Annotated in this window: 17 protein-coding genes; 7 read left to right on the forward strand and 10 right to left on the reverse strand. The window is 71.4% G+C overall.

Features of this window, described 5'->3' with window-relative positions; all coding sequences use genetic code 11:
* Positions 1-22: 22 nt before the first annotated feature.
* Complete coding sequence (locus ATC03_RS19055; RefSeq protein WP_067880653.1) at positions 23-619, reverse strand: TetR/AcrR family transcriptional regulator; 597 nt, start codon at positions 617-619, stop codon at positions 23-25.
* 42 nt (positions 620-661) lie between these two features.
* Here ATC03_RS19055 and ATC03_RS19060 point away from each other — a divergent pair, with 42 nt between their 5' ends.
* Entirely contained in the window at positions 662-1,021 is a 360-nt protein-coding gene (locus ATC03_RS19060) for a DoxX family protein (RefSeq protein WP_067880656.1), read from the forward strand.
* A 6-nt stretch (positions 1,022-1,027) separates the two neighbouring features.
* On the opposite strand, the gene ATC03_RS19065 is transcribed toward ATC03_RS19060, so the two are convergent.
* Positions 1,028-2,416 carry an aminotransferase-like domain-containing protein gene (locus ATC03_RS19065; RefSeq protein WP_067880659.1) on the reverse strand — a complete coding sequence of 463 codons (1,389 nt, stop codon included), beginning with the start codon at positions 2,414-2,416 and terminating at the stop codon, positions 1,028-1,030.
* A gap of 126 nt (positions 2,417-2,542) precedes the next feature.
* Here ATC03_RS19065 and ATC03_RS19070 point away from each other — a divergent pair, with 126 nt between their 5' ends.
* The gene (locus tag ATC03_RS19070) at positions 2,543-3,196 is read left to right on the forward strand and encodes a LysE family translocator (RefSeq protein WP_067880662.1); all 654 of its coding nucleotides are present in this window, start codon (positions 2,543-2,545) and stop codon (positions 3,194-3,196) included.
* Between the two features lie 70 nt (positions 3,197-3,266).
* Positions 3,267-3,494, forward strand: a complete 228-nt coding sequence (locus ATC03_RS19075; RefSeq protein ID WP_067880666.1) for a hypothetical protein — start codon at positions 3,267-3,269, stop codon at positions 3,492-3,494.
* Between the two features lie 37 nt (positions 3,495-3,531).
* On the opposite strand, the gene ATC03_RS19080 is transcribed toward ATC03_RS19075, so the two are convergent.
* A complete protein-coding gene (locus ATC03_RS19080; RefSeq protein WP_067880669.1) occupies positions 3,532-4,575 on the reverse strand; it encodes a zinc-dependent alcohol dehydrogenase family protein in 1,044 nt (347 codons plus the stop codon).
* 43 nt (positions 4,576-4,618) lie between these two features.
* Positions 4,619-5,872: an MFS transporter gene (locus tag ATC03_RS19085; RefSeq protein WP_067880672.1), complete on the reverse strand. Its 1,254-nt coding sequence runs from the start codon at positions 5,870-5,872 to the stop codon at positions 4,619-4,621.
* Between the two features lie 160 nt (positions 5,873-6,032).
* Here ATC03_RS19085 and ATC03_RS19090 point away from each other — a divergent pair, with 160 nt between their 5' ends.
* Positions 6,033-6,932: a helix-turn-helix transcriptional regulator gene (locus ATC03_RS19090; protein ID WP_067880675.1), complete on the forward strand. Its 900-nt coding sequence runs from the start codon at positions 6,033-6,035 to the stop codon at positions 6,930-6,932.
* 45 nt (positions 6,933-6,977) lie between these two features.
* On the opposite strand, the gene ATC03_RS19095 is transcribed toward ATC03_RS19090, so the two are convergent.
* From ATC03_RS19095 to ATC03_RS19115, 5 genes are all read right to left on the reverse strand, one after another.
* Positions 6,978-7,802 carry an alpha/beta fold hydrolase gene (locus tag ATC03_RS19095; protein WP_084003637.1) on the reverse strand — a complete coding sequence of 275 codons (825 nt, stop codon included), beginning with the start codon at positions 7,800-7,802 and terminating at the stop codon, positions 6,978-6,980.
* Between the two features lie 66 nt (positions 7,803-7,868).
* Positions 7,869-8,669: an ABC transporter permease gene (locus ATC03_RS19100; RefSeq protein WP_067880678.1), complete on the reverse strand. Its 801-nt coding sequence runs from the start codon at positions 8,667-8,669 to the stop codon at positions 7,869-7,871.
* 9 nt (positions 8,670-8,678) lie between these two features.
* Positions 8,679-9,581 (reverse strand): ABC transporter permease, encoded by a 903-nt coding sequence (locus tag ATC03_RS19105; protein WP_055853888.1) that lies wholly within the window; start codon positions 9,579-9,581, stop codon positions 8,679-8,681.
* Entirely contained in the window at positions 9,581-10,762 is a 1,182-nt protein-coding gene (locus ATC03_RS19110) for an ABC transporter substrate-binding protein (RefSeq protein WP_067880682.1), read from the reverse strand. The genes ATC03_RS19105 and ATC03_RS19110 overlap by 1 nt, the downstream gene beginning before the upstream one ends.
* 59 nt (positions 10,763-10,821) lie before the next feature.
* Positions 10,822-11,889, reverse strand: a complete 1,068-nt coding sequence (locus ATC03_RS19115) for an ABC transporter ATP-binding protein (RefSeq protein ID WP_067880685.1) — start codon at positions 11,887-11,889, stop codon at positions 10,822-10,824.
* A 110-nt stretch (positions 11,890-11,999) separates the two neighbouring features.
* Here ATC03_RS19115 and ATC03_RS19120 point away from each other — a divergent pair, with 110 nt between their 5' ends.
* Together ATC03_RS19120 and ATC03_RS19125 are read left to right on the forward strand one after the other, a co-directional pair.
* Complete coding sequence (locus ATC03_RS19120; RefSeq protein ID WP_067880688.1) at positions 12,000-12,848, forward strand: FadR/GntR family transcriptional regulator; 849 nt, start codon at positions 12,000-12,002, stop codon at positions 12,846-12,848.
* Entirely contained in the window at positions 12,845-13,666 is an 822-nt protein-coding gene (locus ATC03_RS19125) for a PDC sensor domain-containing protein (protein WP_067880691.1), read from the forward strand. The genes ATC03_RS19120 and ATC03_RS19125 overlap by 4 nt, the downstream gene beginning before the upstream one ends.
* Here ATC03_RS19125 and ATC03_RS19130 read toward each other — a convergent pair.
* Complete coding sequence (locus tag ATC03_RS19130; RefSeq protein ID WP_067880694.1) at positions 13,663-14,328, reverse strand: TetR/AcrR family transcriptional regulator; 666 nt, start codon at positions 14,326-14,328, stop codon at positions 13,663-13,665. The genes ATC03_RS19125 and ATC03_RS19130 overlap by 4 nt on opposite strands.
* Before the next feature lie 71 nt (positions 14,329-14,399).
* On the opposite strand from ATC03_RS19130, the gene ATC03_RS19135 reads away from it, so the two are divergent.
* Positions 14,400-15,422: an alpha/beta hydrolase gene (locus tag ATC03_RS19135; RefSeq protein WP_067880697.1), complete on the forward strand. Its 1,023-nt coding sequence runs from the start codon at positions 14,400-14,402 to the stop codon at positions 15,420-15,422.
* Positions 15,423-15,449: the final 27 nt, after the last annotated feature.

A 15,449-nucleotide genomic window follows, 5' to 3' on the forward strand; every position in this document is an offset into this window, starting at 1 on the left:
AATTCAGGCAGACGCCCGGTAGTCAGGCCGGATCCGCCGGTTCGGTCCTGACCTGACGTCGTTCGCCTGAATCGGCGTGGGTGACGTGCGGGGCGAGCGCCACGAGCAGGTCGAAGAGTCGTGCGAGGTCGTCGCGGTCGACGGGCGGTACCGCCATGGCGGCGCCGATGACCATGAGGTGGGGCAGTAGTGCCGCGATGCGTGCGGACGACTCGTCGCCCGTGATCGTGGCCCACAACGCGGTCAGGGCGGCGAGTCGCGCTGCGTCGATGCGCGCCTGCGTCGCCCGCGCGTCGTCGTCCTGGAACGCCCAGGCCCGCACGGCGGCCTCGAGCGGCTGGTCGTGCAGCTCGGCACTGCGATCCCGCAGGAGCGCGAGCGCCTCGACTCCCGGACGAGCGGATGCCTCGGCGCCGGCCCGTTCGAGCGCGTCGAGCGTTCCCTGCTCATGTCTGGCCAGCAAGGCGCGCCGGTAGTCGGCAGCGCCGGCGAAGTGGTGGTGGAACGACCCCTTCGTCAGGCCGAGTCGTGCGGCGATGCGGTCGGTGCGCACGCCGGGCGCACCCTGTTCTGCGAGCACGACGAGGCCCTCGTCGAGCCAGGCTTCACGGGTGGACATGCTCCGTACCATACCGTATGGTACGGAGCAGGAGGTGCTGACATGACGACGATTCCCGATCCTGTCTGGCCCGTCGTCGTGCTGGCGCTCATCCAATTCGCCGACGGCATCCTGTGCCTCAGGCCCGTCGCATTCATCGCGGCCTGCTTCGAGGACGTGCGGTTCCCGCGCCGGTGGTGGTGGATCGCCGCGCCGATCAAGTTCGCGGCGGCGCTCGGACTGATCGCCGGCATCTGGATTCCGTACCTCGGCGTCGTGACCACGGGCGCGCTCGTCGCCTACTTCGTCGTCGCGATCTCGATGCACGTCCGCGCGCGCGACCTCGGGCGCAACCTGTTCGTCAACGCGACCGGCATGCTCGTGCTGTGCGTCGGCACCCTGATCTGGTGCTTCCTCGCCTGAGCGGGCTCACTTCCCGGAGGGCGTCGGCGCTGCGCCGAGCAGGTCGCGTACGACCGAGAGGCCGCGCGCGAGCTCGGCCATGGGCGGGGCGCCGAGGCTGAGCCGCACCCCGCCGACGCGCGAGCCCTGCGGGTCGGCGAGCATCGAGTCCGGGTCCGTCACCAGCACCCCGGCATCCTGCGCGGCCGCGGCGAGCCGGCGAGCGTGCTCGGGCGGCATCGGCAGGAACACGTGGTACCCGGTCTTCGGCGCGAGGAAGAGCGCCGAACCGAGCTGCTCGCGAGCGAGTGCGGTTCGCCGGGCGCCCTCGTCACGGATCGACGCCCGTACGGTCGAGGCGATGCCCGCGCCCACGAGCTCGTCGAGCAGCACGCAGATGAGCGGCGAGACGGGCAGGCCGAGCGAGCGCACGGCGTCGGCGACGCGCGGCCGGAACGCGCAGGGCGCCTTGACCATGCCGAGGCGGATCGCCGGGCTCAGCGCCTTCGACGCACTGCTCACATGGAACGTGCGCTCGGGCGCGAGCTCGACGAGCGCAGGCGCCGTGCGCTCCTCCGAGAGCGCGTAGACATCGTCTTCGATGACCAGCACGTCGTGGGAGCGGGCGACCCGCACGAGCTCACGGCGTCGCGAGGCGCACATCGTCGCGCCCGTCGGGTTCTGCAGGGTCGGCGTGACGTACACGACCGGGCGGATGCCGGCATGGGCCCCCGCCCGTGCGTCGAGCGCGAGCATGCGGTCGAGCAGGTCGGGTCGCATGCCCTGCCGATCGATCGGCACCCCGTGCACCGAGTGGCCGGCGAGCCGGGCGTAGCTCAGCGCGCCGTGGAACGTGACCTCCTCGGTGTACACGGGCACGGGTCGCCCGGGCCGCCCGACGGCCATGAGCACCGCGACGATGCCCTGCTGTGCGCCGTGCGCGAGCACCAATTCCTCGGGCGGCAGCTCGAGCCCCGACGAGGCGAGCCACGCGGCGGCCGTGCGGCGGTACTCGAGCCGGCCACCTGGCGGGCCGCACGCCGAGAGCACCTCGGCGTCGACCCGGTGGGCGCTCGCGGCGAGCGCGTCGCCGATGACCTCGTCGGAGAGCAGGCGCGGCGGCATGTTCATCGCGAGATCCACGGTGCCCGAGGTCGGCGAGGCCCGGTAGCTGACGAACGTGCCACGGCCGTGGGTGCCGCGCACGAGTCCGCGCAGGCCGAGCTCGGCGTACGCCTTCGTCACGGTTCCGAGAGCGACCCCGAGCTCCTCGGCCAGGGCGCGGTGCGCGGGCAGGCGCTCGCCCTCGGCAACCACGCCGTCGAGGATGTCCTCGGCGAGCGCCGTGACGAGTCGTTCGGACGTCGGCGCACCGGCATCCGCGAGTCGTGGACTCCACCCCGATGAGACGCGCATGGGCCCTCCGAGCCATCGGAAGTGTCGTGTGACACTTTGGTCGATTTCTCGTGAGTGTACCAAGGTGGACCCACGCGCGGCCCCGGCATCCGCTCCGAGCCGCGAGCGAGATCAAGGGAGCCTGCGATGCCGGTCGAACCGGGTGCACTGCTGGGCATCGCCCTCGTCGCGCTCGTGATGGTGCTCACGCCCGGCCCGAACATGATCTACCTCGTGTCGCGCAGCCTGTCGCAGGGCTCGGTCGCCGGGCTCGTCTCGCTCGCGGGCACCGTCGTCGGGTTCGTCGTGTACCTGACCATGGCGAACCTCGGCCTCGCCGCGGTCTTCGTCGTCGTGCCGTGGCTCTACATCGTGCTCAAGGTCGCTGGCGCGCTCTACCTGCTGTTCCTGGCTTGGCGCGCCCTCGCCCGTCGCGGTGGCGGGCTCTTCGAGGTGCACGACCTCGCGAGGGACTCCCGGCTGCGCCTGTTCTCGATGGGCCTCGTCACGAACCTGCTGAACCCCAAGGCCGCGATCATGTACGTCGCGCTCATCCCGCAGTTCATCGACCCGGAGCGCGGCGGCGTCATCGCGCAGGGCTTCGTGCTCGGCGGCGTGCAGATCGCCGTCAGCCTCATGGTCAACGCGCTGCTCATCCTCGCCGCCGGCGCGATCGCAGCATTCCTGCTGCGGCGGCCGAAGTGGATGCCCTGGCAGCGCCGCACGACCGCCGCACTGCTCGCGGCGGTCGGCGTCACCCTGCTCGTCGAGGCGCCCATGCCCGCCACGTCGGCACCGTGACGCCGCCACGCGGCTCCTAAACCGGCACCCGCACCCGCACCCGCAGAACCTCCACGAAAGGACGAACGACATGACCTGCACCGTCGCCACGACCGAACCGATGCCCGCCGCGCGGGCGTGCGGCATCCGCTCGCTCGCCCGTGTTCGTCTCGCACTCATCGAGCGGGTACGCGAACTCCGGATGTCGCGCGCCGGCGTCACAGGGACCTCGGCCGTCGGTGCCGGCCCCCGCCCCGACCCGACCGAGGCCCGAGAGGCGGTCGCGCACTACCTCTCGATGCACTGGGTCAACCGCTGAGCGACCGACCCGGCACACGGCGCCACGGGTCACGGGGTCACGGGGTCACGAGCACCTTGAGGCTCGTGCGCTCGTCCATGTCGCGGTATCCGGCGGGCACTCCGGCGAGGTCGGTCGTGGCGTCGAAGACCTTGCCGGGCTCGATGCGCCCCTCGAGGATGTCGGGCATGAGCTCCTCGATGTAGGCGCGAACCGGTGCGGGCCCGCCGGCGAGGCGGATGTTGTGCCGGAAGAGGCTGCCGAACCCGATCGGCGCGACCTCGTACTGGGGCACGCCGACGCGGCTGATCACGCCGCCGCGACGCACGACGCCGAGTGCCTGCTCGTAGGCGGGCATGTGACCGACGGCTTCGAGCACGGCGTGCGTGCCGTGGCCGCCCGTGAGCTCGCGGACGAGCGCGATGCCCTCCTCGCCGCGCGCGGAGACGACGTCGGTCGCCCCGAACTCGCGGCCGAGGTCGGTGCGCGACTGGTGCCGACCCATGAGGATGATCCGCTCGGCGCCGAGACGCTTCGCAGAGAGCACGGCGAGGAGGCCCACGGCGCCGTCGCCGATCACGGTGACGGTCGAGCCCTCGGTCACGCCGCCCGCGACGGCGGCGTGGTACCCCGTGCCGAACACGTCGGAGAGCGTCAGGAGCGACGGGATGAGCGCCGACTCGGCGGCGACCGGCAGCTTCACGAGCGTGCCGTCGGCGAGCGGCACGCGGATGGCCTCGGCCTGCCCGCCCTCGTCGGAGATGCCGTCCCAGAAGTTCGCCTCGTGGTGCAGGCACGAGGTCTGCAGGTTCTCGCGGCAGATCTCGCACACGTTGTCGGAGACCGCGAAAGGCGAGACCACGAGGTCGCCCTGCTTCACGGTCACGACGTCGGCGCCCACGGCCTCGACGATGCCGATGAACTCGTGGCCCATGCGTGCGGGGCCGCCCGCGGCATCCATCGAGTGGTAGGGATGCAGGTCGGATCCGCAGATGCAGGAGGCGGTGATGCGCACGAGCGCGTCGGTCGAGTTCTTGATGCGGGAGTCGGGCACGTTCTCGATCCGGACGTCTCCGGGGCCGTACATGAGGGTGGCGAGCATGGTCTTCCTTCTTCGTTCGATGGGTGGGTTGGATGGGATGGGTTCAGGGACGGGTCGCTGCGGCGGGCGACGATTCGCGGCGGCGGAGCACCGCGAGCGCGACGACCGGGATGAGCGTGAGGGCCACGATGACCGCACCGACCGCGGCCGGACCGTGCACCCCGAGCGACGAGGTCAGGGCGAGGCCTGCGACGGCGCTGCCGGCCGCGGTGCCGACGTTGAACGCCGAGACGGCCAGCGCCGAACCGAGCGTCGCCGCGTTGCCCGCATGGCGCACCGCGAGGTTGATGAGCACGCCGTTCGCGCTCAGCCCGAACAGGCCGAGCAGCACGATCAGGACCGTCATCGCGACGGGCGCGCCCGTCGTCATGCTGATCGCCGCGAGGAGCACGGTCGTCACGGCCGGCGTCACGATCGTGACGAGCCCCGGGTGCGCGTCGCCGAAGCGGCCGCCCAGGATCGTGCCGATGAACGAGCCGACGCCGAACCCGGTCAGCACCAGCGGCACGAGCGCCGCAGGCACCCCGGCCTGGTCGGTGAGGATCGGCGCCACGAACGAGTAGGCCGCGAGCACGCCGCCGGTCGTCGTGACGCAGGCGAGCAGCGCCAACCACAGGCGGGTCGACCGCAAGCCGGCCAGCTCGGTGCGCAGGGAGGTCGTCGGTGCTCCCGCGCCGTCGGCGGGCACCAGTCGCGCGATGAGCACGGTCGCGAAGGCGGCCGCGATCGCGAGCACCCAGAAGGTGCCCCGCCAGCCGACGCCCTGTGCGATGAACGCACCGACCGGCACGCCGACGACCGTGGCGAGGGCCCCTCCGGCGGTCACGATGCCGAGCGCCCGCGCACCGGCGGATGCCCCGGCCGCCCGCGTCGCGACGACGGCCGCCACGGCCCAGAACGCGCCGGTCGCGAGCGCCGTGACGAATCGGGCGGTCAGCAGCACCGGCAGGCTCGAACTCAGCGCGACGACGACGTGCCCCACGACGAAGACGAGCATCGCGAGCACCAGGGTGAACCGCTTCGACATCCGCATCGTGAGCAGCGCCATCGTGGGCGCGCCGACGATCATGCCGATCGCGAAGACGGTGATGAGGCTGCCGGCCTGCGGGAGCGAGATCTGCAGGTCGGCGGCCATCTCGGGCAGGATGCCGGCGACGACGAACTCCGTCGTGAGCATGAGGAAGGTGCCCGCCGCGAGAACGTAGACGACCGAGGGCAGGCGGGTGCGACCGGTGGACGCGGCCTCGGGGGCAGGGGGAACGGGGGCGTGGACGGTCTGGATGGTCTCGGTGCTCATGCGATCCTTCGGCGCTGGCGGGGGGGCGACCGGGCGACGATGTGCGGTCGAGGTGACTCCATCCATGACACCCGCTCTCGTGCGCAGGCGGGAGGTCGCGTCTGTGGGGGGTACAGGTTCTCCCCCCGCTGATCGGGTGCAGCGGGGTTACCGTTGGCACATGGACACCCCGCCACCCAACCGCGACGAGATCCGGGACTTCCTCGTCACCCGTCGCGCACGCGTGACCCCGGAGCAGGTCGGCCTGCCCGCCGGCAGCCGCCGTCGGGTGCCGGGCCTCCGGCGCGAGGAGGTCGCCGTGCTCTCGGGCGTGAGCACCGAGTGGTACACCCGCCTCGAGAAGGGCCACATCACCGGGGTCTCCGAAGAGGTCCTCGGCGCCGTCGCACGCGCACTCCAGCTCAGCGACGACGAGCGCACCTACCTCTTCGACCTCGCGAAGGCCGCGCGCCCACGGCGGCGACCGGATCCGCGCCCCAAGGAGGGCGACGTCGAGGAGCCGGTGCAGTGGCTCATCGACTCCATCAGCATGTCGGCGGTGTTCCTGCGCAACGGCCGGCTCGACCTCGTGGCCTCGAACGCGCTCGGCCGGGCCCTGCACGCTCCCATGTTCGAGAGCGTCACCGCGCAGGGGCGCCGGCCGAACTTCGCCAGGTTCCACTTCCTCGACCCGGTCGCGCGCGAGTTCTTCGTCGACTGGGAGGGCGGGGCGAAGGCGACGGTCGCGCTCCTGCGCTCCGAGGCTGGTCGCGAGCCCAACGACCGCCAGCTCCGCGAGCTCATCGGCGAACTGTCGACCAGCAGCCCGGAGTTCGCCGAGATGTGGGCCGCCCACGACGTGCGCACCCTCCACGAGGGCATCAAGCGGCTCCAGCACCCGGTCGTCGGGTTCGTCGAACTGACCTACCAGTCGGCCGAGCTCGCCAACCCGGCCCGACCCGCGCGAAACCTGAACATCTACACCGCCGAGCCGGGCACCACGCACGAGGAGCGCATCAGGCTGCTGGCGAGCTGGGCGGCGACCGCGCCGGGCGTCACCGCGACGACGTCGGGGTCCTGACCGCCTGACCGCGCCGGGGCTGCACGCGAGTCGCTTCGGCGGGGCTCATGCCGCGAGCCACCCGCCGAGCGCCGCCCGGAACGCCTCGGGCTGCTCCACCCACGGGTAATGACCGCAGTCGGGGATCGTGCGCAACTCCGCGCCGAGCGCCTCGGCGTACGCCGCCACCGGCGCGACCCCCGAGAGGATGTCGGCGTCGCCGCCGATCACGAGGGTCGGGATGCGGGGCGCCGCGAGGACCCGGGCCGCCGCGTCATCCGGAATCCCCGTGAACCACGCCTCGACGGCGGCGAGCTCCCAGCCGCCGACAATGCTGTGGCTGCGTTCGCGGGCGGTCCAGTGCGCGTATCCGGCGGGCGCTTCGACGGCACGGGCGGCATCCCACTGGCGTTGATCGACGGGCTGGGCCCCGGTGAGCGACTCGAGCGCCGCGATCACCGCCGGGTCGCCGCGGCGCCCGCCGATCGCGTCGCCGTCCCACGCGGCATCCGTGAGCCACGCCGCCGCAGGGGTGATGAGCGCGAGGCGGCGCAGCCGATCGGGGAAGCGTGCGGATGCCGCGAGCACGAGCCGCGTGCCGGCGGAGTGCCCGACCACGTCGAACCGGTCGAGCCCGAGGTGGTCGGCGAGCGCGATCAGGTCGTCGGCGTCGGCCCACCAGCCGTTCGAGCGACCACCGGACGTGGGCGTGCCACGCGGATGCAGCACCACGAGCTGCCGTTCGGCGCCGACGCCCGCGAGGTCCTCGAGGTAGTCGACGCCGCGGCACGGACCGCCGGGCACGACGAGCGCGGGAGGCCGCTCGGACGAGGCGGTGCCGATGGTGCTGTACGCGAGTTCGGTGCCGTCGAGGGCGTGGAAGGTCTGCACCCGCCGACACTACCCGGCGCGCCCGACAGGTCTCGATACGCTTCGCTACTCGACCGGCGGCGAGGACTACCGCTTCTGGTCGGCCGGCCCCGAGAGCTTCTGCGCGATGTAGATCGGGATGATCGACACGAGCACGAGCACCACGGCGATGACCGAGACGATGGGCGCCTGATTCGGCCGGAACATGTTGTTCAGGATGAAGATGGGCAGCGTCGTCACCCCTGAGCCCGCGGTGAACGTCGTCACGATGATCTCGTCGAACGAGAGCGCGAACGCGAGCAGGCCTCCGGCGAGGAGCGCCGATCGCAGCTGCGGGAACGTCACGAGCCGGAACGTCGTCCACACGCCGGCGCCGAGGTCGGCCGAGGCCTCCTCGAGGTTCGTGCCCTGCCGCCGCAGGCGCGCGATCACGTTGTTGAAGACCGTGACGATGCAGAACGTGGCGTGCGCGATGACGACGGTCCAGATCGAGAGCGGCACGCCCATGATCGTGCGGAAGAAGTTGTTCAGCGCGATGCCGGTGATGATGCCGGGCAGGGCGATCGGCAGGATCACGAGCAGGCTGATCGCCTCGCGGCCGAAGAACGCGAACCGCTGCAGCGCGAACGAGATGAGCGTGCCGAGCACGAGCGCGATGATCGTCGCGACGATCGCGACCTGCACGCTCGTCAGCACCGCCTCGAGTGCGCCGGCGCTCTGGAACGCCTTCACCCACCACTCGAACGTGAATCCGGGCGGCGGCCATGTCAGCGAGGTCGACGTCGAGAACGAGTTCACGAGCACGACGAACAGCGGCACGTAGACGATCACGAGGATGATCGCGGTGATCACGCCGAGCGTGACGCGAGCGGGGCGGGAGAGGCGCATCCGTCTGCCTTAGAGGTTGTCGAGCGCGCCGGTGCGGCGCACGAGGAACAGGTAGCCGAAGATGATCACGATCGGGATGAGCGCGATCGCGGACGCCAGCGGGAGGTTGTTCGCGGCGCCCACGTTCGTGTACACGAGGTTGCCGAGCATCTGGTTCGCGCCGCCCACGATGTTCACGGTGATGTAGTCGCCGAGCGAGAGCGAGAAGCTGAAGATCGTGCCGGCGATGATCGCGGGCAGGATGAGCGGGAAGACCACGAGGCGCAGGGTCGACCACGACTTGCCGCCGAGGTCGCCGGACGCCTCGAGCAGCGAGTCCGGCACGCGCTCGAGCCCGGCGTAGATGGGCAGGATCACGTACGGCAGCCACAGGTACGACAGCGTGATGATCGTCGCCGGGAGCCCGTAGCCGGGCGTGTGCCCGCCGAACGGGGCGAGCAGCCACTCGAGGATGCCGTCCTGCGAGAGCACCGAGCGCCAGGCGTACGCCTTGACGAGGTACGACGCCCAGAGCGGCGTGAGCACGAGGATCACGAGCACGCGCTGCATGCGCGGCGAGGCGACCTTCGCCATGAAGAATGCGATGGGCAGCGCCAGCACCACGTCGATGAGCGTCACGGCGAGCGCGACGCCGACCGTGCGCAGGGTCACCGTCTGGTAGAGCGATCCGGTGACGACCTCGATGATGTTGTCGAGGGTGAACTCGGTCGTGATCTCGCCCGTGAAGCTGTCGACCGACCAGAACGCCGTGACGAGCAGCAGGGCGAGCGCGACGATGTAGACCACGACGAGCCAGAACAGGGGCGCCGCCAGCAGCAGCGCCAACCGCGTGCGCGGGTGGGTCGTGAGGAAGGCGGAGCCCGCCCGCGCCGCAGAGCGGCGTGGACGGGACTCCACTGAGGCCGAGGTCATCAGCCCTTGATCTCCTGCCACGCGGCGGTCCAGGCGGCGTAGTCGGTGCACGTGACATCCGTGCGCCCGTCGAGGCACTTCTCGATCGGGGTCGACCAGTACCAGATCTGCGACGCGTAGTCGGCGTCACCGGCGTGGTAGGCCTCGCAGTCCTCGCGGTAGTCGCACGCGGCATCCGACGAGGGGGCCTCGCCGAAGTACGAGGTCGCGGCGGCGTTGGCCTCGGGGCTGGCGATGTAGTCGAGCCACGCGTAGGCGCAGTTCGGGTTCTTCGCCTCGGACGCGATCATCCAGGTGTCGGACCATCCGGTCGCGCCCTCCTCGGGCAGCACGACGTCGGTCGCCGCGCCTTCGCCCTCGAGCACGTTCTCGATGACCTGCCAGCTCGTGCCGACGACGGAGTCGCCGGTCGTGAAGGCCTGGATCTCCTTGAGGTAGTCGGACCAGTACTCGCCGATGCTCTCGCGCTGCACCTTCAGCAGGTCGACGGCCGCAGCGAGCTGCTCCTCGTCGAGCGCGTAGGGGTTCTCGATGCCGAGGTCGGGCTCGTGCGCCATGAGGTAGACCGCGGCATCCGCGATGTAGATCGGGGAGTCGTAGGCCGTGACCTTGCCCGCGTTCTCGGAGGCCTTGTCGAACACGACGTCCCACGAGGTGGGCGCCGTCGGGAACTCCTCCGTGTTGTACATGAGCAGGTTGGCGCCGTAGCCGTGCGGCACGCCGTACGAGACGCCGTCGACCGAGTTCCAGGCCTGGTCCTTCAGGAAGGGGTAGATGCCCTCGTAGTTCGGGATGAGATCGGTGTTCACGGGGGCGACGTCGCCGGCGGCGACGAGGCGCAGGGAGGCGTCGCCCGAGGCGGAGACCACGTCGTAGTCGCCCGTCTTCATGAGGTTCAACGCCTCATCCGACGTGCCGAACGTCTTCGTGGTGACCTTGCAGCCGGTCTCGTCGACGAACGGGGTGACCCAGTCGACGGCGGGGTCGTTCGAGCCGTCCTCGACGTAGCCCGGCCACGCGAGGATCGAGACCTGGCCCTCGTAGTCGCCGAGCTCGGTCGCGGCCTCGCCGCCCGAGTCGCCGGAACCGCTCGAGGTGCCGCAGGCCGTGAGCAACGCGACCGAGGCGATCGCGAGGCCGACGACCGCGCCACGGCGGGCCGTGTGCGGAATGCGCTTCATGGTTCTCTCCTTCTGTGTGGGACTGCAGGGGTGCGAGTGGTGCTGAGCTGCGGTGCGGTTCAAGCGACGGATGCCGCGGCATCCGCCTCGCTCGATGGAGGTGCTGAGGCGAGCGCGACGACGTCGGCGTCGTGCCAACTGACGTGCACGCGGTCGCCGCGGTCGCCCGCGGCGAGGGCGCGGCGGTCGTTCTGCGCGACCACGGTGACGCGCAGGCCCGCATCGAGATCGACGACGGTGCGGATGCCGCTGCCGAGGTAGATGACCTCGACCACGGTGCCCGGTGCGCTGCGCACGCCGTCGCCGGTCTCGGGTTCGGCGGTGACGACGAGCTTCTCGGGGCGCACGGAGTGCTCGCCGCCGCGCCCGAGGAGGGCCTGCGAGCGTGCGTCGTCGAACAGGTTCGAGGTGCCGACGAATCCGGCGACGAAGCGCGAGCCCGGCCGCTCGTAGAGTTCGGCGGGCGTGCCGAGCTGCTCGATGCGGCCGTCGTTGAACACGGCGACCCGGTCGGAGAGCGTGAGCGCCTCCTCCTGGTCGTGCGTGACGAAGATGAACGTGATGCCGAGGTCGCGCTGGATCTGCTTGAGCTCGACCTGCATCTGCTCGCGGAGCTTGAGGTCGAGGGCGCCGAGGGGTTCGTCGAGCAGCAGCACCTTGGGTTCGACGACCGTGGCCCGGGCGAGGGCGACGCGCTGCCGCTGCCCGCCCGAGAGCTGCGACGGCTTGCGGTCAGCCATCTGCTCGAGCCGCACAGAGGCAAGGGCGCGGCGTGCCCGTTCGGTGCGCGCCTTCTTGCCGATGCCGCGCACGCGCAGCCCGTAGGCGACGTTGTCGAGCACGCTCATGTGCGGAAAGAGCGCGTAGTCCTGGAAGACCGTGTTGACGTCGCGGTCGAACGGGGCGCGCTTGGTGACGTCTTCGCCGAACAGCTCGATGGAGCCGCTCGTCGGCTGCTCGAACCCGGCGATGAGTCGCAGCACGGTGGTCTTGCCCGAGCCCGAGGGGCCGAGCATCGAGAAGAACTCCCCGGCCGCGATCTCGAGGTCGACGTGGTCGACGGCGGTCACGGCCCCGAACTCCTTGGTGAGTCCGGTCAGCCTGATCGCCGGCTGGCTGTCGGTCATTGCTGTGCTCCTTCGCGAGGCGTGTTCAAAATCATATGGATCCAGATGTCTGCCGCCAGACCTTCGTGTTACGGTCGTGTCACAGTTTCCGAGCCGACCCGGGAGGGCGGATGCCGCACGCCGCCGGCCGAACCGACGCGACCCGAGCCGTGGTCTTCGCCCCGCTCGAGGGTGCCGGTCGCGCCGAACTCGTCGAGCAGCGCATCACCGACGCGATCGTCGCCGGCGTGCTGCGCGACGGCGAGCGGCTGCCCAGCGAATCCGACCTCGCGGGACGGCTGGGGGTCGCCGTCGTCACCGCGCGCGAGGCGCTCGTCGCGCTGCGCGACAACGGCCTCGTGCACACCCGACGAGGCCGCGACGGCGGCAGCTTCGTGACCTTCGATCCCGATACCTCGGCCCGCCTCGTCGAGCGGCGACTGCGCTCGCTCAGCCGCGTCGAGATCCGCGATCTCTCACTGCACTACTCCGCGATCGCGGGCATGGCGGCCGAGGTCGCCGCCGACCGGGCGAGCGAAGACGACCTCGCCAGCCTCGCCGACATCGACGCCCGCGCCGACCTCGCGACGGCCGGCGGCGCGCGCCGGGCCGTCGGACGATTCCAGCTCGAGGTCGCCGCCGTGAGCCAGTCACCGCGCCTCGTGCAGGAGGAGCTGCGACTGCAGGCCGAGGCCGGACCCTTGCTCTGGATGGGCCTCCGGGAGGAAGATGCTCGTGACCGCAGCCGCATCGCGCGGCTCGACGTGATCCAGGCCATCCGCGACGTGCAACCCGAACGTGCACGTCGCGTCACGACGGAGCTCATCGCCTCCGCGGTGCAGTGGCTGGTCGATGAGAAGTCCCGAATCGACCAGGCGGCGCACCCGGCCGGCGGTGCGGCATCCGTCACCGACCGGGTCACCGTCGCCGACGAGGCATCCGTCGTCGACGCGGCATCAGCGGAAGGAGCCCCCGCGTGAGCACCACTCTCGATCTCGCGGCAGAGCACATCGCGTGGCGCGTCGCGGCGACGATCGAACCGGTCCTGGCCATGGTCGACGGATGGCGCGGGGTGCTCGAGGCCGAGCTCGCCGGCCCGTTCGCCGGCGCCCTCACCGGCTCGAAGGCGGCCGAGGCGAGCACGCTCGACGCCGTCGTCGCGGCCCTCGTCGGAGGCGAGCTCGAACGCGACGGCGCCCTCATCACCGGCGCCGGCTTCGTGGCCGCCCCCGGATTCCTCGCCGACGCGCAATGGCACCTCGCCTGGTGGCTGAGCAGCGCGAACTCGTTCGGCGCCGGCGCCCCGGGCGTCGCGAGCCTGCGCCGCCTCGAGGCCGTGAGCGATCCCGACTCCGACCAGTTCCGCGACTACACGACGCTCGAGTGGTGGCGCGTGCCCGCCCGCTCCGGCCGCCGTCACCTCACCGGCCCGTACGTCGACTACCTCTGCACCGACGACTACACGGTCACGATCACGACGCCCGTCATGGCCGACGGCGAGATGGTCGGCGTGGTGGGCGCCGACGCGTACGTCGCCAGGCTCGAACGCGAACTGCTGCCCGTGCTGCGCGAGTGGGGCGGCGCCTGCACGCTCGTGAACGCCTCGGGCCGGATCCTCGCCTCGACCGACTCGCGACGTGCGACCGGCGCGCTGCTGCGGCTCGACGGCCTGTCGGAATCGCTCGCGCCCCTGCACGAGGAGCACCCCGGGCATTCGGCCGTGCTGAGCGGCGGAGAGCTCGTGCTGCCCTGCGGCGACACCACGCTCGCGCTCGTGGCCGAGGCTCCGCCGAACTAGCGAATCGCGGCGCCGGGCTCGAGGACGAGCTCGGCGATCGCCGGGTCGCCGCCGTAGGCGATGAGGCGCCCGTGGTACGCCTTGCGGGCGCGGGCGTAGTGCACCGCGCTGTCGGCCTCGCGGATGACGGCCATCAGGTTCATCCACTCGAACGTGCCCTGCAGTTCGAAGGCGAGCTGGTCGGGGTCGTCGAGCAGGGGCAGTTCGCCCTGCGAGGTCGCGAAGCGGGCGGAGGCCGCGAGGTAGCCGAGCCAGCTCTCGAGCTGGTCGGCGAGGGCGTCGCGCACCGGGCCCGGCTTGGAGTGGAAGTCGGCCGCGCTGGCGGAGAAGAAGCAGCCGCCAGGGAAGACGCGATCCTCGGAGTACGCGACGACGCGGTCGAGCAGCGCGGTCAGGCGACGGATGCCGCGTGGCTGCACCCGTGCGGGTTCGATCACGGTCGCGGTGAACCGTTCGGCCGCCGCGGCGACGGTCGCGAGCTGCAGCTGCTCCTTCGAGCCGAACAGCGTCGCGATGCCGCTCTTGCTCACGTCCGCCTCGGCGGCGAGACGCCCGATCGAGAGGCCGTCGAGGCCCTCCATCGAGGCGAGGTCGGCGGCGTGCGCGAGCACGATCCGTCGCGAGGCGTCCCCGCGAGCCCGTCTGCCGTCGATCATCGTCATGTCTTGCAGTTTACGCACGAACGTTCGTACACTCTACGTACGAACGTTCGTAGAGTTTCTGGAGGCACCCCGTGAGCGCACCGGCATCCGACACCGCGTCGATCCCGACCATGACCGACCCGGTGCGTATGGTTCGTGCCGACGAACGAGGTGCCGCACGTGCGCCGCTCGCGCCGGCGTCTGCGCCGCCCGCGACGCCGATCGCACTGAAGGCGGTGGCCGGCGGCATCCGCCTCGCCTCGAAGATCTCGCCAGAACTGGGAGCTCGACTCGCCCTGCCGCTGTTCACGCGCGTCGGCCGACGGGTTCCGGTCGCCGGAGCCGACGCCGCGACGCACACTGACGCCCGGCGCGGGCACGTGCGGATTCCGGGCATCCGGCGCACGGGTGTCGACGTGGTGACCTACGAGTGGGGCGGCGGGCCCGACGTCGTCGTCCTCGCGCACGGGTGGCAGTCGCGGGCGAGCGTCTTCGCACCCCTGGTTCGCGAACTGCGGAGCGAGGGCTTCCGCGTGGTCGCGTTCGACGCGCCCGCGAACGGCGACTCGCCCGGCCGTGACACCTACCTCGTCGACCACCTCGACATCCTGTCGGCGCTGCAGCAGCGGTACGGGCGGTTCCATGCGCTGATCGGGCACTCCTTCGGCGGCACGGCTTCGCTGCTCGCGCCGGGCGAGGGCGTCGACACGCGTCGCGTCGCGTCCGTCGCCGCCGCGGGCTCGGCCCACGTGTTCGTCGACGAGTTCGGCAGGCTGGTCGGCCTCGACGCGGCGACCCGAGATGCGCTCGCACGCGGATTCGCACGCAAGCTGTTCTCCGACGTCGAGAACCCGTTCCAGCGCTACTCGGCGCTCGCGCACCCGCTGCCGGACGGGGTGCCGCTGCTCGTCGTGCACGACCGCGGCGACCGCAGGGTGCCGTTCGCCGAGGCCCCGAAGATCGCCGCCGCGAACCCCGGGCGCACGCGCTTCGTACCGACCGACGGGCTCGGACACAACCGCATCCTGCGCGCCGATGTGACCCTCGACGCGGTCGTCGACTTCGTCACGGCTCCGGATGCGGCGCTGACGCCGGCGCATCCGATGGTCGAGTAGGCGCCCGGGCACCGCCCGCCGGTCGAG

Origin of the sequence: Agromyces aureus (assembly GCF_001660485.1) — a bacterium.
GTDB classification, from domain to species: Bacteria; Actinomycetota; Actinomycetes; order Actinomycetales; family Microbacteriaceae; genus Agromyces; species Agromyces aureus.

Excerpts from the sequence above, each read along its gene's own strand:
- ATC03_RS19075 (WP_067880666.1), top strand. The coding sequence starts at position 3,267 with ATGACCTGCACCGTCGCCACGACCGAACCGATGCCCGCCGCGCGGGCG.
- ATC03_RS19070 (WP_067880662.1), top strand. The coding sequence starts at position 2,543 with ATGCCGGTCGAACCGGGTGCACTGCTGGGCATCGCCCTCGTCGCGCTC.
- ATC03_RS19090 (WP_067880675.1), top strand. The coding sequence starts at position 6,033 with ATGGACACCCCGCCACCCAACCGCGACGAGATCCGGGACTTCCTCGTC.
- ATC03_RS19105 (WP_055853888.1), bottom strand. The coding sequence starts at position 9,581 with ATGACCTCGGCCTCAGTGGAGTCCCGTCCACGCCGCTCTGCGGCGCGG.
- ATC03_RS19130 (WP_067880694.1), bottom strand. The coding sequence starts at position 14,328 with ATGACGATGATCGACGGCAGACGGGCTCGCGGGGACGCCTCGCGACGG.
- ATC03_RS19055 (WP_067880653.1), bottom strand. The coding sequence starts at position 619 with ATGTCCACCCGTGAAGCCTGGCTCGACGAGGGCCTCGTCGTGCTCGCA.
- ATC03_RS19085 (WP_067880672.1), bottom strand. The coding sequence starts at position 5,872 with ATGAGCACCGAGACCATCCAGACCGTCCACGCCCCCGTTCCCCCTGCC.
- ATC03_RS19065 (WP_067880659.1), bottom strand. The coding sequence starts at position 2,416 with ATGCGCGTCTCATCGGGGTGGAGTCCACGACTCGCGGATGCCGGTGCG.
- ATC03_RS19110 (WP_067880682.1), bottom strand. The coding sequence starts at position 10,762 with ATGAAGCGCATTCCGCACACGGCCCGCCGTGGCGCGGTCGTCGGCCTC.
- ATC03_RS19100 (WP_067880678.1), bottom strand. The coding sequence starts at position 8,669 with ATGCGCCTCTCCCGCCCCGCTCGCGTCACGCTCGGCGTGATCACCGCG.
- ATC03_RS19120 (WP_067880688.1), top strand. The coding sequence starts at position 12,000 with ATGCCGCACGCCGCCGGCCGAACCGACGCGACCCGAGCCGTGGTCTTC.
- ATC03_RS19060 (WP_067880656.1), top strand. The coding sequence starts at position 662 with ATGACGACGATTCCCGATCCTGTCTGGCCCGTCGTCGTGCTGGCGCTC.
- ATC03_RS19080 (WP_067880669.1), bottom strand. The coding sequence starts at position 4,575 with ATGCTCGCCACCCTCATGTACGGCCCCGGAGACGTCCGGATCGAGAAC.
- ATC03_RS19115 (WP_067880685.1), bottom strand. The coding sequence starts at position 11,889 with ATGACCGACAGCCAGCCGGCGATCAGGCTGACCGGACTCACCAAGGAG.